Source organism: Streptomyces misionensis, from assembly GCF_007896895.1.
Taxonomy (GTDB): Bacteria; Actinomycetota; Actinomycetes; order Streptomycetales; family Streptomycetaceae; genus Streptomyces; species Streptomyces misionensis_A.
The window spans coordinates 74,665-99,572 of sequence record NZ_VOGW01000001.1 but is presented as its reverse complement, the minus strand read 5'-3'; the positions used below and the strand labels follow the sequence as shown (position 1 = coordinate 99,572).

Here is a 24,908-nt window from a genome sequence, read left to right as displayed (position 1 = left end):
ACTTCGCAACGGTTGTCCGCCCATGCCGCACAGACCCGCCTCCGTCGCCCCGCACCTGCGCCGGCTGCTCGAACTCCTCGCCGCGGGCGCCCCCGCCGAAGACCTCGGCGCCGTCGCCGTCGAGGCCCGGCGCAGCGGCGCCACCGCCCAGGACCTCGCGGAGGTCGAGCAGGCCACGGAGGCGGCGCTGCGCGTGCAGAGCACGCTCAGGCAGCACCGGCGCCGGGAGGCCGAGCTGACCGCGCTCTTCGACACCGCGGGCGACCTGGCGTCGCTGCGCGACCTGGACGCGGTGCTCCGCTCCATCGTCCGGCGGGCCAGGATGCTGCTGGGCACGGACACGGCCTATCTCACGCTGCCCGACGAGGAGGCCGGGGACACCTATATGCGGGTCACCGACGGTTCGGTGTCGGAACTGTTCCAGAACCTGCGGCTGCAACTGGGCGAGGGCCTCGGCGGTCTGGTCGCGCAGACCGCCCGCCCGTACGCCTCGCCGGACTACCGCACGGACGACCGCTTCGTCCACACCGGCAGCATCGACGCCGGCGTCCTCGACGAGGGGCTGGTCGCGATACTCGGGGTGCCGCTGCTGCTGGGGTCGGGCAGCGGCGGTCAGGTCATCGGGGCGCTGTTCGCCGCGGACCGCACGCCCCGCACCTTCGCCCCGGACGAGGTGGCGCTGCTGTGCTCGCTCGCCGACCACGCGGCCATCGCCATCGACACCGCCAAGGCCATGGCCGACGCGCGGGCCGCGCTGGCCGAACTGGCCGAGGCCAACACCGTGATCCGGGAGCACTCCGCGGCCATGCAGCGTGCCGCGGAGTCCCATGACCGGCTCACCGATCTGGTGCTGCGCGGCGGTGACGTGTCGGACGTGGCCGCCGCCGTGGCCGGTCTGCTGAAGGGGGACGTCGCGGTCCACGACGGCTCCGGGTGGCCGCTGACCGCGGTCGGCGAGCACGGCGGCGCGCCCACCCGGGGCGCGCAGGACGCGGGTGCCGCCGAGGAGGCGGCGGCGCTGGTCGCGGCGGCGGAGAGTTCCCGCGCCACCGCGCACGCGGTCTTCCGTGACGGGCGCTGGGTCTGCGCCGTACTGGCCGGACAGGAACTGCTGGGCTGTCTGGTCCTGTACGGGCGGCCGGAGCTGGACGACCCCGACCGGCGGCTGTTCGAGCGGAGCAGCGTCGTCACCTCCCTGCTGCTCCTGCTGAGGCGTTCGGTCGCGGAGACCGAGAACCGGGTCCGCGGCGACCTGGTCACCGATCTGCTCACCGCGCCCGACCGCGACCCGGCCGGTCTGGTGGCCCGCGGCCGCCGGCTCGGCATCGACCTCGACCGTCCCCATGTCCTGCTCGTCGCCCGGGCCGACGACGCGGCTCGGGGGCGGCTCGCCGACGCGGCCGTGCAGTACTTGTTCGGGAACGGCGGGGTCGGCACGGAACACGAGGGCGCCGTGGTGCTGTTGCTCCCGTGCGAGGGCACCGGTCCGGGTGAGGCGGCGCGCGTCGCCGCCGGGCAGCTCGGCCAACTGACCGGCGTACCGGTCACGGTGGCGGGTGCCGGACCGGCCGCCGGGCCGCGGGCCCTCGCCGCCGCGCACGCCGAGGGCCTGCGCTGTCTGCGGGCACTGCGGGTGCTCGGGCGTACCGGGGACGGGGCGAGCGTCGCCGAACTCGGCTTCCTCGGCGTCCTGCTGGGCGACGACCACGACGTGGACGGCTTCGTCACCGCCGTCCTGGGACCGCTGCTGGAGTACGACGCCCAGCGCGGCACCCAGCTGGTCCGCACCCTGCGCGCCTACTTCGACCGCGGCGGGAGCCTGACCCGGGCGAAGGAGGAGCTGCATGTGCATGTGAACACGGTGGTGCAGCGCCTGGACCGCGTCCAGGCGCTGCTCGGCTCCGACTGGAACACCCCCGAGCGCGCCCTGGAACTCCAGCTGGCGCTGCGGCTGCACCTGCTGTCGGGCGCCTGACGGGCGAGCGGGGCGGCGGGAGCCGCGTGGTCAGCGGGACGGCACGGTGGCCGGTTCCCCGGGCCCCGGCACGTCGGCCGCCGCCAGCAGGTGCCGGGCCACGGCCCGGGCGCCCTCGTCGCCGACGAGGATCGTGTAGTGGTTGGTGCCGGGTACCGGCCGCGTGCGCACCAAGCGGGGGTCGAGGCCCGCGGCGGCGAGCCGCTGCTCGTCGTACAGGCCCTGCGGCTCGTCCATCAGACCGCGTTCGGCCCACAGCAGCACGGCCGGACCGGGCAGCCGGTGCACCGCGCCCGACACCTCCTCGCGGAGTTGGTCCACGCCGTCGGCGCGTACGGCCTCCAGGGCGCAGGAGGAGCGCAGTTCGGGCTCCGTACCGACGAGGTCGCGCTGGATGTAGGCGTCCGCCCACGGCGACCAGGAGTCGGCGAAGGCCGGGTGGCCGCGCCAGAACGCGCGGTAGGCGTCCCGGTCCGGGAAGGTCATGGACAGCCGCCGCATGGCCGGGCCGATCACGGAGGTGATCAGCGCGTCGGGGTCCACAGCTGCCGGGACGGGGAAGCCGACGCCGCCGTCCACCAGCAGCAGGGCCGCCGGCAGGTGCGGGTGGCGCACCGCGGTCAGGGCCGCGGTGAAGGCTCCCATGGAGTGGCCGGTCAGCACCACCGGCCCCAGGCCGAGCGCGTCCACCAGGGCGGCCGTGTCGTCGGCGTGGGCCGCGATGCCGTAGGGGCCGGGCAGTCGCCCGCTGCGGCCCCGGCCGCGCAGGTCCGGTGCCACCAGGGTGACCCGCCCGGCCAGGTGGTGGGCGACGCGGGCCCAGCTCAGGCCGTTGGCCGTGATGCCGTGCAGCGCGACCACCACCGGGGCGTCCGGGGCGTCGGCGGGCCAGCGCAGCACCGCCAGTCCCCCGCCGGGCACCGGTACCTCGAACTCCTCGGGTGCGCGTGTCATGAGGGAAGGACCTCCTCGGGGTCGGCGGCGGTGCGGGACGGACGGGCGGCGCGCAGCCGGGCCGGCAGCCGCACCACACCGCCGGGCAGTACGTAGATGACGGCGACGAACAGCGCTCCGAGCAGGAACAGCGGCTGGGAGAGCGGCACCCGTACGACGGAGGGCAGGGCGGCGACCGCTCCCGAGCCGGCCAGGTCGCCGAGCCGCTGGTCGGCCCAGGTGTAGAGGATGCCACCGATCATGGGTCCCCACCGGGTCCCCGAGCCGCCCAGCACCACCATCACCAGCAGGGACAGGGTGAAGTCGGAGGTGGTCGTGCGCGGGGTGGCGCCGCCGGTCAGCAGCAGGTACACGATGCCGCCGAGCGCGGCCAGGGTGCCGGCCAGCACGAAGGCGGCGAGTTTGAAGCCGTACGGGCGCAGGCCCAGCACCTCCACCCGGCGTTCGTTCTCCTTGATGCCCTCCCAGACCCGGCCGATGGGCGAGCAGACCGTCCACTGCACCACGGCCAGCACCACGACCAGGTAGGCCAGCGCTACCCAGTACAGATTGGCGGTGTGCTCGATGCCGACGAGCGAGGCGGGCAGCCGGTCCGCGGGCGCGGCCCGGCCCTCCTCGCCGCCCGTGACGCCGCCGGGGTCGCGCTGTACGAGGATCGACGCGGCCTGCGCGAAGGCCAGGGTGACCATGGAGAATCCGATGCCGCCGACGCGCAGGCCGACCGCGCCCAGCAGGGCGGACAGCGCGACCCCCGCGAGCAGGCCGAGCAGCGCGGACACGGCGAACGGCAGACCCGCTTCGAGCATCACGGTGTTGGTGGCGTAGGTGCCCGCCGCGAAGTAGAGCGCGTGCCCGAAGGACAGCAGCCCGGTGCGGCCGAGCAGCAGGTCGTAACCGGTGGCGAGGCCCCCGAACACCAGGCACAGGGCGAGCAGTTGGAGGTTTCCGGGGCTGCCGATCGGGCCGTCGAGCAGACCCGGCAGCGGCAGCGCGCCGAAGGGCACGACGAACAGGACCGACAGCATCGGCAGCGGCCACCAGCGGGTGGCTCGCCGCAGCCTCTCCGAGCGGCCGGCGACGGGCTGGTCCGCCGTGCGGGCCCGGCCGCGCGGCTGGGTGGCGGTGGTCATGCGAGCCTCCCGGTGAGCCCCCGCGGCCGGACGAGCAGCAGGGCGGCGAGCAGGACGACGACGGCGACGTCGCCGAGCCCCGCGGTGGTGTAGTAGTTGGCGAACTGCTGGACGAGGCCCACGGCCACCGAGGCCAGCGCGGTGCCGGTGAGCGAGTTCATGCCGCCCGTCACGACGACCACGAACGCGAAGATGAGCAGGGAGGTGCCCTGTCCGGGGTCGACGGAGCCGAAGTAGAGGCCGCCGAGGGCGCCGCCGAGGGCGGCTGCCGCGCCGCCGAGGGCGAAGACCAGGGTGAAGGCCCTGCGCACGTCGATGCCGAGCGCGGTGACCATCGCCCGGTCCTCCACGCCCGCGCGGACGACCAGTCCGTGCCGGGTGCGGCCGAGGAACACCTTGAGCGCGACCAGGACCACCAGGGCCGCCCCGATCAGCACCGGGCGGTTGAGCGGGACTTCCGCCCCCAGCACGCCGAACGTGCCGGACAGTGCCTTCGGCCCGGGGAAGGGCCGGGCGTCGGCGCCCCAGACGGCCGACAGCAGGGCCGGTACGGCCAGGCCCACGCCCACCGTGGCGAGGATCTGTTCGCGGGGGCGGGTGTAGAGCGGGCGGATGACGGCGACTTCGAGGAACACGGCGGCGACGGTGCCGACCGCGGTGCCGAAGACGACGGCGAGGACGAACCCCGCCCCGCCGAAGCCGGCGCCGGGCAGGTGGCCGAAGGCGGCCCACCAGGTGCCGTAGGCGCCGATGGACAGCAGGGCGCCGTGGGCGAAGTTGAGCACGTCCATCAGCCCGAAGATCAAGGATAGGCCGGAGGCGATCAGGAAGTACAGGGCGCCCAGGCCGAGTCCGGTGAAGGTGAGCAGCACGACGGTGGCCATCAGGTGTCCGCCTCCGTGGTCCGGGCGGCGTCGTGCGCCGCGGTGCGAACGGGCGGGCCGGCCGGTGTCCTCGCCGGGCCGCGGTGGCCGGTGCTGCCGACGCCGAGCAGCCGGCGGGCCGCCTCGGCGTCGGCGAGCAGTTCGGCGGCCGGGCCCTGGTGCACGGTGCGGCCGTCGGCGAGGACGGCGCAGTGGCGGGCGAGGCGGCGCACCAGGGCGAGGTTCTGCTCCACGAGCAGGACCGGCACCGTCTCGGCGACGCGCTCCAGTACCCGGGCGACCTCGGTGACCGCCTTGGGCGCCAGGCCCTTGGTGGGTTCGTCGGCGATGATCAGCCGGTTGCCGTTGAGCAGGGTCCGGGCGATGGCGACCATCTGCTGCTGGCCGCCGGACAGGGTGCCGGCGGCCTGCCGGGCCCGTCGTGCCAGCTCCGGGAAGAGCTCGTGGACCAGGTCGTAGTCCGGTTCGCCGGCTCCCGGGCGTTCGGCGAGGCGGAGGTTCTCGGCCACGCTGAGGGCGGCGAAGACGCCGCGGTCCTCGGGGGCGTAGCCGATGCCGCGGCGCACCAGGACGTGAGTGGGCAGGCGGACCGTCTCCTCGCCGGCCAGCTGCACGCTGCCGGTGCGCGGCACCAGGCCGAGAACGCCGCGCACGGTGGTCGTCTTGCCGGCTCCATTGCGGCCGAGCAGCGCGGTGGTGCCCGAGGCGGCCACGGTCAGGTCGACACCGTGCAGGATGTGCCTGCCGCCGATCACGACCCGCAGGTCGCGCACGCTCAGCAGGGGCGCCGGGGCGGGGGTCACAGCTCCTCCCCGAGGTAGGCCTGCTGCACGGTGGGGTCGGCCATCACGGCGCGCGGGGTGTCCAGCACCAGCAGTGTGCCGTGGTGCATCACGGCCACCCGGTCGGCGAGGCCCAGCAGGACGTCCATGTGGTGTTCGACCATCAGCACGGTGCGGCCCTCCTCCTTGTGCAGTGACCGGATGAGCTCGGTCAGCGCGGGCACCTCCTCGGCGCTCACGCCCGCCATCGGCTCGTCCAGCAGCATCAGCCGGGGCTCGCCGACGAGCAGCACCGCGAGTTCGAGCTTGCGTTTCTCGCCGTGCGAGAGGGCGTCGGCGCAGGTTCCGGCGCGGTGCGCGAGCTGAGTGCGTGCCAGCACCCGGTCGACGAGCGCGGGGTAGGGGTCGGCGCGGCGCCAGATCCGGTACGAACCGCCGTCGGCGGCCTGGGCCGCGAGCGCGACGTGGTCGGCGACCGTCATGCCCGGCCAGAGGCTGGAGGTCTGGAAGGTGCGTCCGAGGCCGCGCCGGGCCCGGGCGTAGGCGGCTTCCGCGGTGATGTCGCGGCCGTCCAGTTCGATGGTGCCCCGGGAGACCGGGCTGATCCCGCTGACCAGGTTGAACAGCGAGGTCTTGCCCGCGCCGTTGGGGCCGATGAAGGCGAGGAACTCGCCTTCGCGGACGTCGAAGGAGACGGCGTCGACGATGGTGGCGCCGCCGACCGTCCAGCCGATGTCGCGCAGTCGGAGCACCGGCGCCGAAAAGCCGCTCGCCGTCCGGTCGCCCGGGGTCCCCGCGGCGCTCGGTGCCGTCGTGTTCGAGGAGGTCATCGGCCCGCCGTCCCCGTGGCCGGTGGCGCGACCGCCGTCATCGGGACGCTGTCGATCAGTTCGGGGCGGGCGGCGCTGCCGCTGCCCTTGAGCCGTGCCGTGAACATCGGCTGGAGCAGGGCGTGGTCCTTCGCGCGGACGCGTTCTGCGCCCTTGGGTCCGTCGAAGCTCCAGCCCTCCAGTGCCTTGGCCATGGCCGCGGTGTCGGTGGCGCTGCCGGACTCGATGGCGTGCACGATCATCTGGGCGGCGGTGAAGCCGTCCGGGCTGAACAGGTCGGGGGTGCCGCCGGCCTTGGTGATGCCGTCGAGCATGGCCCTCTCCACCGGGTTGCCGCCCCCGGCGCCCGGGAAGTAGTGCGCGAGGAAGGCGATCTTGGAGCCGGCCGTGCCGAAGACCGGGTACGAGGCGGTGCCCGCGAGGCCGGTGACGACCTTGCTGGCGTCCAGCACGCCCTGCTGGTCGAGCGCGGTCCACAGGGCCGGGGCGCCGGCACCCGCCCAGGCGACGAACACCAGGTCCGGCTTGCCGGCCCGGGTCTGGCGGGCGAAGGGCGTGAGGTCGGTGGCGCTGGGCGGGGCCAGCACGGAGCCGACGTGCGCTCCCTTCGGGCCGAGGACGGCCTTCACCGCGGCCACGTTGGCCTGTCCGAACGCGGAGTTCTGGGCGAGCACGGTGACCTTCCTGCCCCGGGCGTCGCCGAGCAGGGCCCCGGCGGCGAGTATGTCCTGGTACGACTGCCGGCCCGAGCGGAAGGTGTAGGCGTTGACGCCGGTGACCGCGTCGGTGGCGGCCGGGCCGCTGACGTACAGCACCTTGTTCTGCGCGGCGAGCGGCGCCATCTGGAGGGCCACACCGGAGTCGGTGGTGCCGGCGAGGACCTTGCAGCCCTTGCCGACCAGGGACTTGGCCGCGGCGACGGCCTTCGCCGGGTCGCCCGCGTCGTCCTGTTCGGTGACCTCGATCGGATGGCCGCCCGCCTTGTTCGTCCCGTGCGTGGCGTAGGCCAGTCCCGCCTTGAAGCCCTCCTCGTACTGCTTGCCGTAGGCGGCCAGGAGTCCGCTGCGCGAGTACACCAGCCCCACCTTCACCGGGGCGGACCTGCCGCCGGACCCGGCGGACGCGGTGCCGGCGGTGCCGGCCGAGGAGCAGCCCGCGACCAGGGCGCCGACGGCGACGAGGGTGAGTGCGCGGAGGGTTCCGCTTCTGAAGGGGTCCGTGAGGCTGGAACGCATGGCGATCGACTCCTGACAGTGCGCTGCGTGATTGCCGGAACCCTAGGAGCGCCGCCGGACGGTCGGCATGTTGCCGGTCACCGCTCTTTGCCGCCCGGTCATGGCACCGGCGCACATGGCCCGCGACCGCCGGTCCGGGCAAAGGTGAGGAGCGCCCGGCCCGGTCGCGACGCGGCGGCAGGCCGGGGCGAGGAACGGAACGGACCCCGGTGGGGAAGGAAACGGCATGGACAAAGTGATGGCCGCGGCCGCGCAGGCAGTGGCGGACATCCCTGACGGTGCGGTGCTCGCGGTCGGCGGGTTCGGCCTGTGCGGCATCCCGTCGACGCTGATCGCCGCGCTGGCCGAGACCGGCGCGGCCGGGCTGCGGGTCGTCTCCAACAACTGCGGTGTGGACGACTGGGGTCTCGGACTGCTGCTGCGGGCCGGCCGGATCGCCCGGATGACCTCGTCCTACGTGGGCGAGAACAAGGAGTTCGCCCGCCAGTACCTGTCCGGCGAGCTGGAGGTGGAGCTGACACCGCAGGGCACGCTGGCCGAGCGGCTGCGGGCCGGCGGCACCGGCATCCCCGCGTTCTACACCCCGGCGGGGGTGGGCACCCAGGTCGAGGAGGGCGGCCTGCCCTGGCGCCACACCCCCGACGGCGCCGTCGCGGTGGCCTCACCGCCCAAGGAGACCCGGGAGTTCGGCGGCCGCCGCTATCTGCTGGAGGAGGCCATCACCGCGGACTTCGCCCTGGTGCGGGCCGCGGTCGCCGACCGGCACGGCAACTGCGTCTTCCACGCGGCGGCGCGCAACTTCAACCCGTTGTGCGCGATGGCGGGACGGGTGACCGTGGTGGAGGCCGAGCGCATCGTCGAGGCGGGTGAACTGCCGCCGGACGAGGTGCACTTGCCGGGGGTGTACGTGGACCGCGTGGTCGCCGTCGACGCCTCGCTGGGCAAACGCGTCGAGCGCCGTACCACGCGTCCGGCGCGCACCGGCGCCGTCGTCCCGCGTACCGGATCCGAGGAGAAGTGACCGTGCCGCTCGACCGCGAACAGCTCGCCGCCCGCGCCGCCCGGGAACTGCGCGACGGCCAGTACGTCAACCTGGGCATCGGCCTGCCCACACTGATCCCCAACCACCTGCCGGAGGGGGTGCATGTGGTGCTGCACTCCGAGAACGGCGTCCTGGGCGTGGGCCCCTACCCGCACGACGGCGAGGAGCACCCCGACCTGATCAACGCCGGGAAGGAGACGGTGACCACCCTGCCCGGCGGCGCCTACTTCGACTCGGCCCTCTCCTTCGGCATGGTCCGGGCCGGCCGGATCGATGTCTCGGTGCTCGGCGCCATGCAGGTGTCGGCCCGCGGCGACCTGGCCAACTGGATGATCCCCGGCAAGATGGTCAAGGGGATGGGCGGTGCGATGGATCTGGTCCACGGCGCCCGGCGGCTGGTGGTCGTGATGGAGCACGTGGCCAGGGACGGCAGCCCGAAGATCGTCGAGGAGCTGGGGCTGCCCGCCACGGGCCGCCGGGTGGTGGACCGGATCGTCACCGATCTGGGCGTCATCGACGTCACTCCCGAGGGGCTGCGGCTGGTGGAGACCGCTCCGGGTGTCGGCGTGCGGGAGGTCGTGGCCGCGACCGGGGCCCGGCTCCTCGTCGAGGAGGGCTGACGGTCCCGACGGCGGCGGACGGGCGCCGGCCCGGCACGCGGTCGTCCGCGTGCCGGGCCGGGTGGTGCCGGTCGGGCCGTGTCACGTCACCGCAGGGACTGCGGGGCCAGCCGGGCGAGGGTCGAGTAGTCGTTCACGTACAGGGACCCGTCGGGTGAGGCGGACAGCTCGCCTTCGTTGGACAGGATGCCGCTGGGGCCGTTGACGAACTCCCAGGCCGTGCCGGTCCAGCGGGCCATGCCCTTGCCGGTGTCGGACGACAGTCCGGCCCAGAGCCGGCCGTCGTGGTACGCGAAGGAGGAGACCCAGTGGATGTCCTTGCCCGGCACGTCGATCCGCTTCCAGGTGCTGCCGTCCCAGTGGAGGACGTAGCCGCCGGTCTTGACGCCCTTGACGTCGCCCTGGAGGTTGTACAGGTTGCCGCCGAGCCAGACGTCGTTCGGGCTCTTGGCCACGACGGCGTAGAGCAGGGTGCTGTTGGGGCTGGACGAGGGCAGCGCCGACTCGGTCCACTGGGTGCCGTTCCAGTGCGCCGCGAAGGGCTGGTAGGCGTCGCCGCTGATGGTGCCCTTGTCCTTGAAACCGGCCACCCAGATGTCGTCGTCCGCGTTCACGCTCATGGTGTTGAGCGTGGCCGTCTGCATGGAGTCCGGCAGCTTGGTGACGTTCCAGCCCTGGCCGTCGAAGTGCGCGAGGGCGGGCACCCACTGCGAGGTCGTGGCCTTGTAGGCGCCGGCCGCCCACACGTCGTCGCGCGAGAGCGCCTTGCTGTCCTTCGTGTCGAAGCGCGCCGTGTCCGGGGAGTTCGCCGTCCAGGCGGTTCCGTCCCAGTGGTACCCCATCAGGCCGTTGTCGTTCTTGAACGCCCACACGTCGTCGGCGGCCGTGCCCGTGGTCGAGTCGACGATCTCCTTGCCGGGGGGCGAGATGTCCTTCCACGTCTGGCCGCCCTGCTTCTGCCACAGCTGGTAGGTGACGTTGCAGGGGTCGCAGAACGGTCCCCCGCCCGACCTGGTCGTCGCCATGGACGTCGAGTCGGCGAGCGGGGTGAAGCTCCACACCTCGTCGGCGGGCGGGTAGTCGATCTTCTGCCAGGCCACGGTCACGGCCGCCGCGGCGGGCGCGGCGGACACCGCCGCCGCCGTGGCGGATGCGACCAGTACGGTCAGCGCGGAGCCGATCAGGCGCCGGACGCCGGTCTTCGTCATCGAGTGCGTCTCCTGGTGTCTGGGCAGTGTGTCCGTGGGGGGACCGCCTGCGGCCGACCGCTGCGCGAACAGGCACCGGAGATCCTCTTCGGTGGCCCTATACGGCCGCCATACCCGTCCGGCCGGTGACGCACCGTCCTGTCAACGCCCTGAGCAGGCCGAACAGGCCACCGGTCGGGGCAAGGGAGAGCCGGCGCACCCGCCGTTGCGGGGCGCCGGCGTACACCTCGTACACCTCCTACGACGAACACGGCGAACACGGCGGACGGCCGCCCCCGGCTCCCGGGGGGCCACCGCGGTCGCGCGTGCTCAGCTCCGCCGCGTCGACGCGACTCCCGCGGCACCGACCGCACAGGCGACGCCGGCCACGAGGTAGGCCAGGTGGTAGCCCGACAGCCGGTCGTCGGCGGTCGCCGCGACCAGGACCAGGGCCGCGACCCCGGCACTGGAGCCGATCTGCTGGGCGACGACGTTCACCGCGCCGGCGACCGCGTGCTGGTGCGGCGGCACACCGCCCAGGCCGGCCGTGGTCATCGCGGGGAAGTTCAGGCCCTGGCCGAGGCCGCTGATCACCAGCCCGGGCATCACGTGCAGCAGGTAGTTGCCGTGGTGCGGGGTGGTCGTCCACAGCGCCGTGCCCGCGCCGATCAGCACCAGGCCGGTGACCATCAGGGTGCGCGGGCTGAACCTGGTCAGCAGCCGCCCGGTGAGGAAGCTGGCGGTGAGGAACACCGTCAGCGACATCGGCACCAGGGAGAGGCCGGATTCGACCGGGGAGTATCCCAGCATCCCCTGGAGGTACAGGGGCGCGAAGAACACGATCCCGACCGACGCCGTGTACTGGAGGAAGGCCGCCGCGGTCGCCAGCCGTACCGACGGGATCCGGAACAGGCCGAGCGGCAGCAGCGGGTCGGCGGCGCCGCGCTCGCGGACGACGAAGAGCACCAGGAAGAGCACCGCGCCGGCGACCAGGGCCCAGGCCCACACCCCGCCCAGGCTCACGCCGACGACGAGCAGCGCGAGGCCGAGGGTGCCGAAGACGGCGCCGGCCAGGTCCACCGGCCCCCTGCGGCCCGTCCCGTCGGGCAGTCCGGCCCGGGTGACCGCGAGCACGAGCGCGCCGAGCAGCACCGAGAACCACAGGACCGAGCGCCAGCCGAGGAACTCGGTCAGCACGCCGCCCAGCAGCATCCCGCCGCTGAAGCTGGCCGCGCCGACCGCGGCGTACACGCCGAGCGCGCGGCCCCGCTCCGGTCCCTCCGGGAACACCTCGGTCAGCAGCGCGAGGGCGGCCGGGCCGGACAGGGCCGCGCCGATGCCCTGGACGCCCCGCGCGCCGAGCAGCACGGCGCCGTCCGGTGCCAGGGCCCCGACCAGCGCGGCCGCCGTGAACAGGGCGACCCCGGCCTCGAACACCCGCCGTCTGCCGAACACATCGGCCAGCCTGCCGCCCACCAGCAGGAAGCCGGCGAACGTGACGGAGTAGGCCGTCATGACCCATTGCAGGGTGGTGTCGGCCAGGCCGAAGCGTGTGCCGACGGACGGCAGGGCCGCGTTCAGTACGGCCATTCCGCTCAGGTCCAGTGCGAGTGCCCCGGCCAGCACTCCGAGCGCCAGGCCCGACCTCTGCTGCGACGTCGCCGCGACACTGGTCATGCGGGCCTGCCGGGGAACACGCGGCGACCGTCCGACGGGCGCCGGCCGCCGGAGCCCGGCAGTCGGCCGTCCGCGGCCGGCCGGGCCCGCCCCCGTGATGATCCGTTGTGCATGGCGGTGTTGCTTCCTCTCCCCAGACGGGTTGCGTGCACGAACCCCACAAGCCGATCACCGCGCCCCACCCAGGTCAATCGTTTGCTTCCCAACTGGCCGGAAACAACATGTAGTTCGCCGGTGCACGCCCCTTGTGAGCAGGGCGGACGCGGTCGGCTCACCGGGCGTGCAGGGCCCACTTGCTGCCGTCGACGAGCGCCGTCCCGGGCAGCGCGATCAGCTCGGGTTTGAACAGCGGCTGGGCGTCCATCGCGGGCTCCCAGGTCGCCAGCTTCTCGTCCTGGGGGACCTCGATCCGCCGGCCCTCGGCGAGGTCGGCGACCACCCGCACCAGCAACCGCACCCCGAGCGGGGCCAGATGCTCGCGCCACAGGCTCTGCGGGGTCGAGCCCGGCGGCACGAACAGGTGCTCCTGCGCGGCGATCGGGCCGCCGTCGGTGCGCTCCGTGAGGTGGTAGACGCTGCCGCCGGTCACCTTGTCCCCGTCGCGGATCGTCCAGCGGATCGCGTCCCGGCCCCGGTGCAGGGGCAGCAGGCTGGGGTGGTAGCCGATGGCCGCGACGGCGGCCCGGGCGCGCGTGCGGCGGCCGATGAAGGCGTGCGAGTGCGCGGCGACGATGACGTCCACCCCGTCCGGCACGTGCATCGCCCGCAGTTCGGCCGAGTCCGTCCACGGGACGCTCCTGGGGTACGCCCAGGAGCGCAGCCGGTCCCAGGACATCGCGTTGCTCTCGTCGCCGTGCCCCTTGCGCAGCCGGGGGGCGGCCACGCCCGCGATCCGGTGTCCCTCGTCCCACAGGGCATCCGCGACCTGCACCGCGAACGCCCCCTGCCCTGATATGTAGATGTTCACTCGCGCTCCCGGCGCTCGCTGGTCGGGTACCTGTTCAGGCCGTCGGCGTGTCCACCAACGCCGTGAAGTTCTGTTCGGCGTAGTCGAGGGCGTCGTCGCGGCGGGGGCCGCGGTACACGACCCGCCAGCCCTTCGGCAGCTCCAGGTACGGCCGCCACAACGCGTGCGCTCCGGCGTCGTTCACCACGACCAGCCAGTCGCCCTCGCCGCCGTCGAAGGGGTTGCCGCTCATCGGTCGACCTCTTTCCTTCCGGAGTCGTCTGGCCGGAACCGCACCGGCAGCGTGGAGAACCCGGTCAGGAAGTTGGACCGGATGCGCTGCGCCTCGCCGGTCTGCTCGAACCCGGTCGTGAAGTCCCGCAACGCCATGAGGAGTTCGGAGATCTCCACCTTGGCCAGGTAGGAGCCGAGGCAGAAGTGCGGGCCGTAGCCGAAGGCCAGGTGCTTGTTGGGGGTGCGGCCGAGGTCGTACTCGCCGGGCCGGTCGAAGACCCGCTCGTCCCGGTTGCCGGAGGCATGCCAGAGCGTGACGATCTCGCCCGGCCGCAGCGGTACGCCGTGCAGTTCGGTCTCGCGGACCACGGTGCGCCCGAAGTGCATGGTGGGCGACGCCCAGCGCAGCACCTCGTCCACGGCGGTGTCGATCGCGACCTCGCCGTGCTTGAGCCGCCGCCACTGGTCCGGGCGGGCCGCGAGGGTGTGGACGCCGTCGATCATCGTCAGCCGGCTGGTCTCGTCGCCGCCGATGATCAGGCTGTAGCAGTTGAGCACGATGTCCTCGTCGGACAGCGGCACCCCGTCGATGGAGCTGGCGATCAACATGCTGATCACGTCGTCGCCGGGCTTCTCGCGCCGCTCCTCGACCATGTCCATGAAGTACAGCAGGATCTCGTTGCGGGCCATCTCGGAGTCGACCTCGTCGACGTCCTCGGTGTCGGCCGACAGCGCGGCCTTGGTCTGTTCGAGCAGGTAGTCGCGGTCCCGCTCGGGCACGCCGAGCAGGTTGGAGATCGTGGTCATCGGGATGCGGCTCGCGATCTGCTCGGCGAAGTCGCAGCCGCCGCTGTCGACCGCCTCGCGGACCAGTTGCCGGGTGTTGGCCCGTACCGCCGCCGCGACGTCGTTGAGCACCCGCGGCGACAGCACCCGCTGGAGGATCTTGCGCAGCTCGTGGTGCCGGTGCCCGTCGGTGACGGCCAGCATCCGGCCGGCCCCGGCGTCCCCGCCGCCCAGCAGGGTGACGAGCACGTTGCCGCGCTCGGACGTGAAGTGCTCGTCGTCCCGGTAGGCGGCCATGATGTCGTCGTGGCGGGAGACCACCCAGAATCCCGGGCGGCCGTCGGCCGGTGGGTTCCAGTGCACCGGCGCGGTGTCCCGCAGGGTGCGCCAGAACTCGTCGAGGTCGTGGTCCGCGAAGGTGCCGGGGTCGCCCAGGTCGACGGTCTCCGGGGCCGGCGCGCGCACGCTCACCAGTTCGTCCGCCAGAATCGGCGCGGCCGGAACGGGTAGGTGGGCAGCGGCACCCGGTGGCTGCTCTCGCCCCGGTGCAGGGCGTCGAAGTCCACCCGGCGGCCGGTCACCCAGGCCGCGGCGACGTCGAACAGGGCCGGTGCGTCCTGGCCGGACGGCACGATCCCGCGGTCGTCGTGGCGCAGGGAGTCCTCGTCCACCCGGGGCGCCGCGGCGGTCGTGGTGACCAGGTCGCGGGGCGCGTCGGCGGACAGCGCCTCGATCAGTTCCTCGCGGCTGCGGACCACGGCCGCCCACCGGCGCTCCATCGCGCGGCGGCCCAGGTTGAGGCTGAAGCACACGTCGTCCAGGCGCAGTCCGGGGTTGGCGACCAGCCAGTCCCTCAGCCGGGCGCGCCGGTCGGCCAGTGCCTCGTCGTCCAGGGCGGACAGGGTGGCCAGGCGCGGTCCGGCGGTCTCGGGGGCCCGCTCGGCGGGGGCCGGCGGTTCCTCCAGCACGAGGTGCGCGTTGTATCCGCCGCCGCCGATCGCGGTGATGCCCGCGCGGCGGACGCCGGCCTCCGGTTCCCAGTCCGCCGCTTCCCGCTGCGGCACGAACGGGGTGCTGGGGAAGTCGATGTCCGGGTCGACGTCGGTCAGGTTGATCGTCGGCGCCAGCGTCCGGTGGTACAGGGCCATGGCGGCCTTCACGGCGCCGAAGCCGCCCGCGACCACGCCGCCGTGGCCGACGTTGCTCTTGACCGAGCCGATCGAGCAGGTGCCGGTCTGCTTGCCGAACGCCATGCTCACCGCGTGGACCTCGAGCTGGTCGGTCATCGGCAGTCCGAGACCGTTGGCCTCGTACATGGACACGGTCTCCGGGGTGACGCCGCCGACCTGCATGGCGCCCGCGATGCACGCGCTGAGCCGCTCGGGCTGGGCCAGCCCGTAGGCCATCGCGCTCACACCGTTGTTGTTGATGGCCGAGCCCTTGATCACGGCGTAGATGTGGTCGCGGTCGGCGACGGCCTCGGCCAGCGGCTTGAGCAGCAGCGTGGCGACGCCGCTGGACAGGGCGGCGCCGGTGCCGCCCGCGTCGAACGGGCGGCAGTGGCCGTCCCGGGACAGGATGCGGCCCTCCTCCCACAGATGGCCCCGGGGCTGCGGCAGCCGGACCATGGCGCCGCCGGCGATCGCCAGGTCGGTCTGGCCGAGCAGCAGCGACTGGCAGGCCAGGTGCACCGCGTAGTGGAAGCCGGCGCAGGCGGTGGTGACGGTGACGGCCTCGCCGGTCAGCCCTATGTAGTACAGGGCGTTGGACGTCATGGTGTCCGGCGACCACGCCAGGCCGTGCTCGATCGCCTCGGGCCCGACCGACACCCGGTCCGGCGGGGAGCTGTACAGGGCGGCGGTCTGCGGGTTGTTGGCGCCGTAGATGCCCACCTCGCCGGTGATCCGGTCGGGGTCGTAGCCGCCGTCCTCCAGCGCCTCCCAGGCGCTCTCCACGAACAGCCGGTTCTCCGGGGTCATCACGGCCGCCATCCGGTCGCTGATGCCGAACACCGACGGATCGAACGCGTCGTACCCTTCGAGCGTGCCGCAGGCCCGCACGTAGTACGGGTTGTTGATCAGGGTCTCGTCGACCGTGATCTCGTCCTTGGCGAGGAACGTCACGGACTCCCTGCCGTGCACGAGGTTGTCCCAGAACTGTTCCTTGGTGCGGGCGCCGGGCGCCCGGCACGAGATGCCGATGACGGCCACGTCGCCCGGATCGTAGTCCTGCTCTGGACTGTCGGACATGGAAGGCTCCTGCTCGGGTCGGGGTGGGGGGAGATGACTCAGTTGCCGCCGGAGGCGGCGCGGCCCCGCAGCGCGGCGCGGCGGACGGTGGCCCGGCGGCGGGCCGACTGCACCGCCTCGGGGGTGGCGCCGCTCTCGTCGTCCAGCCAGCGGCCGAGCGAGTGGATGTCACGGAAGCTGAACAGGTCGGGCACGCGCACCCGGCGGTCGAAGCGCCGGGTCATCAGCCGGGCCAGCCGGACCAGCAGCAGCGAGTCGCCGCCGAGGTCGTAGAAGGCGGCCCGGACGTCGATGCTCGCCGGTTCGAGGTCGAGCAGCTGGCCCCAGATCTCCGCGAGCGCCACCTCGGTCGGGGTGCCGGCGGGCGTCACGGGGCGTCCGGTGCCGGCGGCGGGCGGCTCGGGGAGGGCTGCGCGGTCGAGCTTTCCGCCCGGCGTCAGCGGGAGCGCGGGCAGCAGGACGATCGCCCCGGGGATCATGTAGTCGGGCAGCTCGGTGGCGAGTTTGCCGGTGATGGCGGCCTGGAGCGCGGCGTCCACCCGCACGCCGTCGTGGACCTCGCCCTCGGGCACGACGTAGCCGACGAGCCTGCGGCCCCGTACGACGGCGGCGGCCTCCCGGACCTCGGGGCAGCCGGTCAGCCGGGCCTCGACCTCCTCCAGCTCGATGCGGTGGCCGCGCACCTTGACCTGGTTGTCGGTGCGGCCCACGAACTCCAGTTCACCGCTGTCGGTCAGCCGGACGACGTCGCCGGTGCGGTACATCCGCTCGCCGTCCCGGAACGGGTCGGGGACGAACCGTTCGGTGGTGGTGCGCGGCCGGTTGACGTAGCCGTGGCCGAGGCCCGCGCCGCCGAGGTACAGCTCGCCGGGCACGCCGGGCGGCAGCGGCTTCAGGTTCTCGTCGAGCACGTAGACCCGGGCGCCGTCCGTGGGCGGGCCGATCGTGGGTTCGTCCGTGCCGTCCTTCGGCACCGGCCCGAAGGTGCAGAAGACGGTCCCCTCGGTGGGGCCGTAGGCGTTGAAGACCCGGTCGGCGCCGGTCTCCTGGTACACCCGGTCGACCAGCTTGCGCCGCAGGGGCTCGCCGCCGAACACGACCGTGCGCAGGTTCGGGGGCAGGCCGCCGGCGTCGAGCAGCGTGTTCATCACGGAGGGGATGGCGTGCAGATGGGTGATCCGGTCGACGTGCGGGCTCTCCGGGAGGTGGACGGCGCTCTCCACGAGCACGACGGCACCGCCCCGGCACAGCGTGGGGAAGATCTCCATCACGGACATGTCGAAGCAGATCGAGCTGGCCGCGGAGACGCCGCTGAGGTCGCAGCCGGCCAGGGTGCGGTCCATCGCGGCCAGCATGGCGACACAGCCGCCGTGCCGCACCGCCACGCCCTTGGGGCGGCCGGTGGAGCCCGAGGTGTAGATCACGTACGCGGTGTCGCCGGGCACGACCGGTACGGGCTTCTCGCCGGGCTCGGTGGTGGCGGTCCTGTCCAGCACCACCGTGGTCGGGCCGGCCGGGCAGTTGGCCCGGGAGGCGGGCGTGGTGAGCAGCAGGCGGGTGCCGCTGTCGCGGACCATGAAGGCCAGCCGCTCGGCCGGGTAGCGCGGGTCCAGGGGCACGTAGCAGGAGCCGGTGCGCAGGACGGCCAGGATGCCGGCGAGCAGGTCGGGGGTGCGCTCGACGCAGACGCCGACCGGGATGCCGGGACCGGCGCCCTCGGCGGCGAGCCGTTCGGCCAGCTCCCGGGACCGCTCGTCCAGCTCGCGGTAGGTCAGGACACCGGCGTCGGAGTAGACCGCGGTGGCGTCAGGGGTCTTCTTCGCCTGTTCGGCGAACTGCGCGTGCAGGGTCTGGGTCACTGGTCCGTCCCCTCGGGGAGGCCGGCCGGCGCGATGGCGTCCAGTGCCAGGTCGGGTCGGGCGATCGAGTCGAAGAGCACGGTGCGGTAGAGCGTGAGCAGTGCCGTCACGGTCTGCTTCTCCAGGTAGCTCGGTTTGTACTGGACATGGCCGACCACTTCGCCGGAGATCTCGGCCATCGAGATCTCCAGGTCGAACTTGGCGAGGTGCCTGCGGACGGGCAGCGGTTCGAGCGGCAGGGCGCCGGCCGGGTCGATGGTGTCGCCGATGCCGTGGAAGAGCTTGACGGAGCGTGGGAAGGCGTCCGAGGACAGCCAGTTCAGCACGACGTCGAACCACGGGGAGCGGCCCTCGGTCCGCGGTGGCTTCAGGGTGGACGCCAGCAGGTCGAGGGGGTAGTTCATGTGCTCCAGCAGGCCGAGCGAGAACGCGTGGACCTCGTGCAGCAGGTCCCGGAAGGAGCGGTCGCCCGCCGGTTTCGCGCGCACCAGCACGGTGTTCAGGTAGTAGCCGATGGCCGACTCCCAGCCGGGCTCGCCGCGTTGGGCGATGGCGGTGGCGAGCACGGAGTCCTCGACGGCGGCCGCCCGGTTGAGGGTGGCGAAGAAGCCGGCCAGCGCGACGGTGCTGATCGAGACGCCTTCGCGCACCGCGAACTCCCGCAGGGTACGGGTCTCCTCGGCGCTCCAGCGGAAGGTGAGGTCGCGGCCCTCGTAGGTAACGCCGGGCGGGCGCTGTCCGGGGGACAGGTCGAGGCGGGCGGGCGGGTCGGCCAGTCGCTCCGCCCACCAGTCGAGGGCCGCGTCGGCCGCCGGGCCTTCCAGCCACTGCCGCTCCCACTCCACGAACTCCGTGTAGGGGGCGGCGGGTTCGCGGTCTTCGGGGGCGGCGCCCGCGTAGAACTCCTGGAGTTCGCGGATCATCACGTCGGCCGATGCCGCGTCCGAGGCGATGTGGTGCACGAGGACCAGCAGACAGTGGTCCGCGGGGCCGCGGGTGAGCAGCACCACGCGCACCAGCGGCCCGTTGTCCAGGTCCATGGGCAGATGGCCCTGGACGGCCAGTTCCTCGCGGGCCTCCTCCTCGTCCAGGCCCGTGCCGTCCAGGACGACGAACTCGTACTCCGGTTCGTCGAGGATGACCTGGTAGGGGCTGCCGCCCGCCTCCACGAAGATCGTGCGCAGCGCGGGATGCCGTTCGATCACGGCCGACACGGCGCGTTCCAGGGCCTGTTCGTCCACCGCGGCGCGGATCCGGGCGGCCACCATGAAGTTGTACGGCACGGCGTCCGGCGCGATCTGCTGCATGAACCACAGGGAGGCCTGGCCGTGTGAGGCCGGAGCGATGCCGAAGCCGAGGCCCTCTGCGCGCAGCTGGTCGAGCGCCGGTGCGTCGGTGGGGTCCAGCAGGCCGCGCGCGGCCAGTTCCTCGACCAGTTCCCCGGCGTCGAGCTCGGACAGCTCGTCGAGGAGGGCCGGTGTGCGCCGGGGCTCGGGCGCCGGCTCCGGCCGGGGGGCCGGGACGGCCGGAGCGGGCGGGGCGGGCGGGGGCGGCTCGGCCGCCGCGGCCGCGGCCGGTCCGCCCGTGGCCTCGGTGAGATGGGCGACGATCTCGGCGATGGTGCGCCCGTCGAGGAACACCACCGGCGACACCCGCTGTCCGAACAGCGACTGCACCTTGTTGACCAGGCGGATCGCCAGCATCGAGTCGAGGCCGAAGTCGCGCAGGCGTGAGTCCGCGTCGAGCCTGTGCTCGGCCACGCCGAGCACGTCGGCGATCTCGCCGACGAGGATCTCCGCGGGCGACCTGGTGTCGGCCGGGGCGGTCGCGGGCGCGGCCGCGGTCTGCGCGGCGGGCGCCGGGGCCGGTGCCGCGACCGCCGCGGGCGCGGCTTCGGCACGGGGCTCGACGTCCAACCAGAAACGTTCCTTCTGCCACTGCACGAGCGGGGTCTCCACGACCTCGACGTCGTCGTCGAACAGCGGGTCGAAGGTCAGCGGGACGCCCCTGACGTACAAGGACGCGGCGGCCCCCAGCAGACAGCGCAGGTCGCTCTCACCGCGCCGCAGGGAGTTGACCGCGTGCACCGGGGCGTTGCGGCCGAGCGCGATCTCCTCGACCGCGCCGCGCAGCGTCTCGTGCGGGCCGATCTCCACGAAGGTGCCCACGCCGCCCTCGACCAGCGCGCCGATCGTCTCGGCGAACCGGACCTGGTTGCGCAGGTTGTGCACCCAGTAGTCGACGTCGACGACCGGGTTCACCGTGCCGGCCAGGGCGGTGGAGTGGAAGTCGATGGTGCCGGCCGACGGGGTGATGCCGGCGATGAGTTCGCGCAGCGGCTCGGTCAGCGGGTCCATGCCGGGGCTGTGCACCGGTCGTTCGACCCGGATGTTCCTGGTGGAGACCCCCGCCCGCCGCAGCTCGGCCTCCAGCGCGCGGACGGCCTCGGGCGAGCCGGAAACGGCCGCGCTGGTGGGGCTGTTGACCACGGCGACCGCCGCGTGCTTCGCGTACGGGGCGAGCCACGGCAGCAGTTCCCGCTCGGGCAGGTCGACCGAGATCATGGCGCCGGGGGCCGCCTCGTGTTCGAGCAGGTGCGAGCGGGCGACGACCACGCGGGCCGCGTCCTCCAGGGACAGCGCCCCGGCCACGCACGCGGCCGCGACCTCGCCGAGGCTGTGTCCGACGACGGCGGCCGGCCGCACCCCGAGCCCGAGCCAGACCTTGGCCAGCGAGACCTGGAGGGCGAACAGGACGGGCTGCTGGAAGTCCATCTCCTCGAACCGGGCCGCGTCCTCGGGGGCGTCGAGCTGTTCGAGGACCGAGCAGCCGCCGGCCGCGCGTACGGCGGTGTCGCAGGCCTGCATCCAGGTGCGGAACCCGGCGTGCGTGCGCATGAGTTCGCGGCCCATGCCCACCCAGTGGGTGCCACCGCCGGAGAACACCAGCACCACGCGCCGGTCGCCGGTGCCGGTGACCGTGCCGGTGACGGCGTCGGGGTGCGACCGGCCGGAGGCGACCCGGGCGAGGCCGTCCAGGACCTCCTGCCGGTTGCGGGCGAACAGCGCCACCCGGTGGTTCTGGGGGGAACGCCTGGTCGCGAGGGTGTAGGCGAGGTCGGACACCCGCAGGCCCGGGTCGCGTTCGACGTGGTTGGACAGTTCGCGGCAGGTGTCGGCCAGCGCGGCGGCCGAGTGCGCCGTGACGGGCACGAGGTACGGCCGTTCGTCGGTCGCGGGGGCGCCCCGGCCGGGTGTGGCGTGGCGTCCCCGGTCGCCGGCGAGGAAGGGGCTCGCGGTGACCGGGTGCCCGGCGGCGTACAGCGCGCCGAGCGAGCCCAGCAGGGTCCAGGCCTCGTCGGTGCCGCGGCGCAGCGAGGGCAGGGTGGTGGCGGGGAGGAGCTCCGCCACCGACTTGAGCAGCACGGGGTGCGGGCTGAGTTCGATCACCGCGTCGATGTCGTGGTCGCGCAGGGCCGTCAGGGCGTCGACGACCCGGATCTCCCGGCGCAGGTTGTCCGCCCAGTAGTCCGGGCCGAGTTCGGCGCCGTCGATGCGTTCGCCGGTGACCGTGGAGATCATCGGGATGCGGGTGGACCGGGGGGTGAGGCCGGCGAGTTCGGTCTTGAGCGGGGCGAGGACATGGTCGACCAGCGGGGAGTGCGGGGCGTGGCCCATCCGCACCCGGTGGGTGGTGACGCCCTCCTCGGTCAGCCGCTGGACGAGGTCGTCGATCTCCTGCGGGGTGCCGGTCACCAGCGTGGAGTTCGGGCCGTTGTGGCCGGAGACCGTGAGCTGTCCGGTCAGGTACCGCTCGACGGCGTCGGCGCCGGTGGTGACCACGATGCCCTCGCCGCGTCCGACGGCCAGCTGCTGGAGGAGCCTGCCGTGGCAGGCGGCCAGCCGGGAGGCGTCCTCGAAGTCGAGCGCCCCGGCGATGTGGGAGGCGGCGAACTCACCGACGCTCTGTCCCACGACCACGTCGGGCTCCACGCCCAGCGAGCGCCAGGCGTCGGCCAGGGCGACCTGCATGCAGAACAGCAGCGGCTGGAAGACGTCCATGTCGTCGAGGCGGCCGTCGGGCGCCAGCATCTGTTCGACCGGCGAGAAGCCCAGCAGCTCGCGCATCCGCTTGTCGGAGCGCATCATGGAGCGGCGGAACACGGGCATCCCGGCGAGCAGTTGCCTGCCCATGCCGACCCACTGCGAGCCGTTGCCGGAGAACAGGAACGCCACTCGCGGCCTGCGTCCGCCCTGTTCGCCGACGCTCAGCCCGGGAGCCGTCGTGCCGCCGGCGAAGGCGTCCAGCTGTGCCCTCAGCTCGGTCATGTCGCGGGCGGCGGCCGCGAGCCGGAACCTGCCGTCGCCGGGCGGCCGTCCGCTGATCGCCCGCAGGTCGTGCTCGTCGCGCAGCGCCCGGGCGCGCTCGGCCAGCGCCTGCGGCGAGTCCTCGGCCAGCAGGACGAGGGAGCCCTCGGGGCGCGGCAGTTCCTCGGCGACGACGTGGCAGATCGCGCCGCCGAAGCCGAACGAGCTGACTCCCCCGCGGCGCGCGTCGGACCGTCGCGGCCACGGGGTCAGCCGGTCCTGGACCGTGAGGTTGTACTCGTCGAACATGATCTGCGGGTTGGGGGTGGCGTAGTGCAGGCTCGGGGGCAGCACGCCGTTGCGGATCGAGAGCGCGAGCTTGACCAGGCCGACGATGCCGGCCGCCGCCTCCAGGTGTCCGACGTTGGACTTCACGGAACCGAGCCGGAGCGGCGCCGGGCGGTCACCGCCCAGGACCGCGCCGATGGCGTTGGCCTCGATGGGGTCACCGAGGGGGGTCGCGGAGCCGTGGCACTCGATGTAGTCCACGAGGGACGGCGCGATGCCGGCCCGCCGGTAGGCGGTGCGCAGCATCAGCTCCTGCGCCTGCGGGTTGGGCGCGGTCATGCCGTTGCTGGCACCGTCGTTGTTGGCCGAGCTGCCCTTGATCAGGCAGTACACGGGCAGTTCGCGTTCGAGCGCCACGCTCAGCGGGGCGAGTACGACGACGCCGGCGCCCTCGCCGCGGACGTAGCCGTCGGCGCGCGCGTCGAAGGTCTTGCAACGGCCGTCCGGGGCGAGCGCGCCCATCCGGTCCATGGCGGTGTAGTAGTCGGAGACGAAGCTCAGGTTCACCCCGCCGGCCAGCACCAGTTCGCTCTCGCCCATCCAGATCGACTGGCAGCCCAGGTGCACCGAGACCAGCGAACCGGCGCAGGCGGCGTCGATGGCCATGCTCGGGCCCTGGAGGCCGAGGATGTAGGAGACGCGGTTGGCGATGATGCCGTTGTGCATGCCGGTCGCGGTGTGCGGGGTGATCTGGCTGTCGGGGCCGCGGTAGTGGGCGAGCGCCGCGTAGTCGCCCCAGCAGGAGGCCATGAACACGCCGGTGTCGCTGCCGACGAGGCCCCGGGGTGCGATCCCCGCGTCCTCCAGTGCCTCCCAGGCCAGCTCCAGCACGAGGCGCTGCTGCGGGTCCATCTGGACGGCTTCCCGGGGCGAGATGCCGAAGAACAGCGGATCGAAGCGGTCGATGCCGTCGATGAAGCCGCCCCAGCGCACGCTGTCGCGCAGGAGTTCGCGGCGCTCGGCCGGCACCGGTCCGACGGCGTCGCGGCCCTCGGTCAGCAGCCGCCAGAACGCGTCCGGGTCCGGGCCGCCCGGGAACCGGCAGCCGATGCCGACGATCGCGACCGGCTCCCGCGCCGCCGTACGCCGGTCGTCGACCGGTTGGGCGGTCTGCGCGGCCCGGGGACCGTCGACGAGCGCACGGCTCAGTTCGTCGATGGTCGGGTACTGCCACATCCAGGTGACCGGGACCTTCCAGCCCAGGAATTCGGACAGCGAGGCGGCGAGCGCGGCCGCCTTCACCGACTCCAGGCCGTAACGGTGCATGGGGGCCCAGCGGTCCACCGCGTCCTTGGCCACGTCCAGCAGTTCGACGACGCGAGAAAGCAGAAAGTCTGTGACGGCGCGCGCAGTGGGCGCTCCGCGCTCATGGGGCATTTCGCCTCCTCGGCAGGGCGGATGGAAGGGCCGACGGACAGGGGGCGTCCGATCGGCGCTACGGGCACGCGAAAGCTGCGGAAGGGATCAGATGATGTGGCGCGCACATGCGGCCGCGCCGGTACGCGCGGCCGGGTCGGCGGCGCTCGGGAAAGGCCGGTCAGCGTCCGGGGGGACCGGCCGGGGAATGGCTCACCACGCAGAGGTCAAAGCTGTTGCTGTTGACGCCGAGAAACGGCACCCGAGTGAAGGCGCGACTGCCGGAATACCCATGATTGCACTGTGACTGCCCTCGTCGAGTCATCCTGACCGAATCACATGACGTACTGATTCGGAAACACTGCCCGGCAGCCCACCCGCCGAGTACGTCGTCCGTCTCCTGTCACGGCCACTGCCGACGGGCGCAAAGATCCGCCATACCCAGACGGATCGGATTACGAGGTGCTCGCCCGATCGGCGAACGTCAGACTGCCATCCCTGTGATGG

Annotated in this window: 17 protein-coding genes; 3 read left to right on the top strand and 14 right to left on the bottom strand. The window is 73.3% G+C overall.

Annotated features, from left to right (window positions below):
* The first annotated feature begins 22 nt into the window (after positions 1 to 22).
* Positions 23 to 1,975 carry a helix-turn-helix domain-containing protein gene (locus tag FRZ03_RS00435; protein WP_146462983.1) on the top strand — a complete coding sequence of 651 codons (1,953 nt, stop codon included), beginning with the start codon at positions 23 to 25 and terminating at the stop codon, positions 1,973 to 1,975.
* Positions 1,976 to 2,005: 30 nt separating this feature from the next.
* Here FRZ03_RS00435 and FRZ03_RS00430 read toward each other — a convergent pair whose 3' ends face one another.
* From FRZ03_RS00430 to FRZ03_RS00405, 6 genes are read right to left on the bottom strand one after another with little or no spacing between them, the layout of a single operon-like run.
* On the bottom strand, positions 2,006 to 2,929 hold the full coding sequence (locus FRZ03_RS00430) for an alpha/beta hydrolase (RefSeq protein WP_146462982.1): 924 nt from the start codon (positions 2,927 to 2,929) through the stop codon (positions 2,006 to 2,008).
* Positions 2,926 to 4,059, bottom strand: coding sequence for a branched-chain amino acid ABC transporter permease (locus FRZ03_RS00425; protein ID WP_146462981.1), 1,134 nt, complete (start codon positions 4,057 to 4,059; stop codon positions 2,926 to 2,928). The genes FRZ03_RS00430 and FRZ03_RS00425 overlap by 4 nt, the downstream gene beginning before the upstream one ends.
* Complete coding sequence (locus tag FRZ03_RS00420; RefSeq protein ID WP_146462980.1) at positions 4,056 to 4,943, bottom strand: branched-chain amino acid ABC transporter permease; 888 nt, start codon at positions 4,941 to 4,943, stop codon at positions 4,056 to 4,058. The genes FRZ03_RS00425 and FRZ03_RS00420 overlap by 4 nt, the downstream gene beginning before the upstream one ends.
* Positions 4,943 to 5,746, bottom strand: a complete 804-nt coding sequence (locus FRZ03_RS00415) for an ABC transporter ATP-binding protein (protein ID WP_146462979.1) — start codon at positions 5,744 to 5,746, stop codon at positions 4,943 to 4,945. Before FRZ03_RS00415 ends, FRZ03_RS00420 begins: the two co-directional genes overlap by 1 nt.
* The gene (locus tag FRZ03_RS00410; RefSeq protein ID WP_146462978.1) at positions 5,743 to 6,555 is read right to left on the bottom strand and encodes an ABC transporter ATP-binding protein; all 813 of its coding nucleotides are present in this window, start codon (positions 6,553 to 6,555) and stop codon (positions 5,743 to 5,745) included. The genes FRZ03_RS00415 and FRZ03_RS00410 overlap by 4 nt, the downstream gene beginning before the upstream one ends.
* The gene (locus tag FRZ03_RS00405; RefSeq protein ID WP_146462977.1) at positions 6,552 to 7,790 is read right to left on the bottom strand and encodes a substrate-binding domain-containing protein; all 1,239 of its coding nucleotides are present in this window, start codon (positions 7,788 to 7,790) and stop codon (positions 6,552 to 6,554) included. Before FRZ03_RS00405 ends, FRZ03_RS00410 begins: the two co-directional genes overlap by 4 nt.
* A gap of 226 nt (positions 7,791 to 8,016) precedes the next feature.
* Between FRZ03_RS00405 and FRZ03_RS00400 the strand changes: the two genes are divergently transcribed.
* Entirely contained in the window at positions 8,017 to 8,811 is a 795-nt protein-coding gene (locus tag FRZ03_RS00400; RefSeq protein ID WP_146462976.1) for a CoA transferase subunit A, read from the top strand.
* Positions 8,812 to 8,813: 2 nt separating this feature from the next.
* A complete protein-coding gene (locus tag FRZ03_RS00395) occupies positions 8,814 to 9,452 on the top strand; it encodes a 3-oxoacid CoA-transferase subunit B (RefSeq protein ID WP_146462990.1) in 639 nt (212 codons plus the stop codon).
* A gap of 86 nt (positions 9,453 to 9,538) precedes the next feature.
* Here the strand turns inward: FRZ03_RS00395 and FRZ03_RS00390 are convergent, their stop codons facing one another.
* The 8 genes from FRZ03_RS00390 to FRZ03_RS00355 all read right to left on the bottom strand — a co-directional run bounded on the left by FRZ03_RS00390 (position 9,539) and on the right by FRZ03_RS00355 (position 24,422).
* Entirely contained in the window at positions 9,539 to 10,660 is a 1,122-nt protein-coding gene (locus tag FRZ03_RS00390; RefSeq protein WP_146462975.1) for a hypothetical protein, read from the bottom strand.
* Between the two features lie 309 nt (positions 10,661 to 10,969).
* Positions 10,970 to 12,316 (bottom strand): MFS transporter, encoded by a 1,347-nt coding sequence (locus FRZ03_RS00385; protein ID WP_146462974.1) that lies wholly within the window; start codon positions 12,314 to 12,316, stop codon positions 10,970 to 10,972.
* A 271-nt stretch (positions 12,317 to 12,587) separates the two neighbouring features.
* On the bottom strand, positions 12,588 to 13,283 hold the full coding sequence (locus FRZ03_RS00380; protein WP_146462973.1) for a formyltransferase family protein: 696 nt from the start codon (positions 13,281 to 13,283) through the stop codon (positions 12,588 to 12,590).
* 34 nt (positions 13,284 to 13,317) lie between these two features.
* Positions 13,318 to 13,515 carry an MbtH family NRPS accessory protein gene (locus FRZ03_RS00375; protein WP_146462972.1) on the bottom strand — a complete coding sequence of 66 codons (198 nt, stop codon included), beginning with the start codon at positions 13,513 to 13,515 and terminating at the stop codon, positions 13,318 to 13,320.
* A complete protein-coding gene (locus FRZ03_RS00370; protein WP_146462971.1) occupies positions 13,512 to 14,753 on the bottom strand; it encodes a cytochrome P450 in 1,242 nt (413 codons plus the stop codon). The genes FRZ03_RS00375 and FRZ03_RS00370 overlap by 4 nt, the downstream gene beginning before the upstream one ends.
* On the bottom strand, positions 14,750 to 16,531 hold the full coding sequence (locus FRZ03_RS00365) for a beta-ketoacyl synthase N-terminal-like domain-containing protein (protein WP_146462970.1): 1,782 nt from the start codon (positions 16,529 to 16,531) through the stop codon (positions 14,750 to 14,752). The genes FRZ03_RS00370 and FRZ03_RS00365 overlap by 4 nt, the downstream gene beginning before the upstream one ends.
* Positions 16,532 to 16,569: 38 nt before the next feature.
* Positions 16,570 to 18,390, bottom strand: coding sequence for a non-ribosomal peptide synthetase (locus FRZ03_RS00360; RefSeq protein WP_146462969.1), 1,821 nt, complete (start codon positions 18,388 to 18,390; stop codon positions 16,570 to 16,572).
* The gene (locus FRZ03_RS00355) at positions 18,387 to 24,422 is read right to left on the bottom strand and encodes a type I polyketide synthase (RefSeq protein ID WP_146462968.1); all 6,036 of its coding nucleotides are present in this window, start codon (positions 24,420 to 24,422) and stop codon (positions 18,387 to 18,389) included. The genes FRZ03_RS00360 and FRZ03_RS00355 overlap by 4 nt, the downstream gene beginning before the upstream one ends.
* Between the last annotated feature and the right edge of the window lie 486 nt (positions 24,423 to 24,908).

What these genes read in the sequence shown, in the direction of transcription:
- FRZ03_RS00435 (WP_146462983.1), top strand. Translation starts at nt 23, where the DNA reads ATGCCGCACAGACCCGCCTCCGTCGCCCCGCACCTGCGCCGGCTGCTC.
- FRZ03_RS00430 (WP_146462982.1), bottom strand. Translation starts at nt 2,929, where the DNA reads ATGACACGCGCACCCGAGGAGTTCGAGGTACCGGTGCCCGGCGGGGGA.
- FRZ03_RS00425 (WP_146462981.1), bottom strand. Translation starts at nt 4,059, where the DNA reads ATGACCACCGCCACCCAGCCGCGCGGCCGGGCCCGCACGGCGGACCAG.
- FRZ03_RS00420 (WP_146462980.1), bottom strand. Translation starts at nt 4,943, where the DNA reads ATGGCCACCGTCGTGCTGCTCACCTTCACCGGACTCGGCCTGGGCGCC.
- FRZ03_RS00410 (WP_146462978.1), bottom strand. Translation starts at nt 6,555, where the DNA reads ATGACCTCCTCGAACACGACGGCACCGAGCGCCGCGGGGACCCCGGGC.
- FRZ03_RS00405 (WP_146462977.1), bottom strand. Translation starts at nt 7,790, where the DNA reads ATGCGTTCCAGCCTCACGGACCCCTTCAGAAGCGGAACCCTCCGCGCA.
- FRZ03_RS00400 (WP_146462976.1), top strand. Translation starts at nt 8,017, where the DNA reads ATGGACAAAGTGATGGCCGCGGCCGCGCAGGCAGTGGCGGACATCCCT.
- FRZ03_RS00390 (WP_146462975.1), bottom strand. Translation starts at nt 10,660, where the DNA reads ATGACGAAGACCGGCGTCCGGCGCCTGATCGGCTCCGCGCTGACCGTA.
- FRZ03_RS00385 (WP_146462974.1), bottom strand. Translation starts at nt 12,316, where the DNA reads ATGACCAGTGTCGCGGCGACGTCGCAGCAGAGGTCGGGCCTGGCGCTC.
- FRZ03_RS00375 (WP_146462972.1), bottom strand. Translation starts at nt 13,515, where the DNA reads ATGAGCGGCAACCCCTTCGACGGCGGCGAGGGCGACTGGCTGGTCGTG.
- FRZ03_RS00365 (WP_146462970.1), bottom strand. Translation starts at nt 16,531, where the DNA reads ATGTCCGACAGTCCAGAGCAGGACTACGATCCGGGCGACGTGGCCGTC.
- FRZ03_RS00355 (WP_146462968.1), bottom strand. Translation starts at nt 24,422, where the DNA reads ATGCCCCATGAGCGCGGAGCGCCCACTGCGCGCGCCGTCACAGACTTT.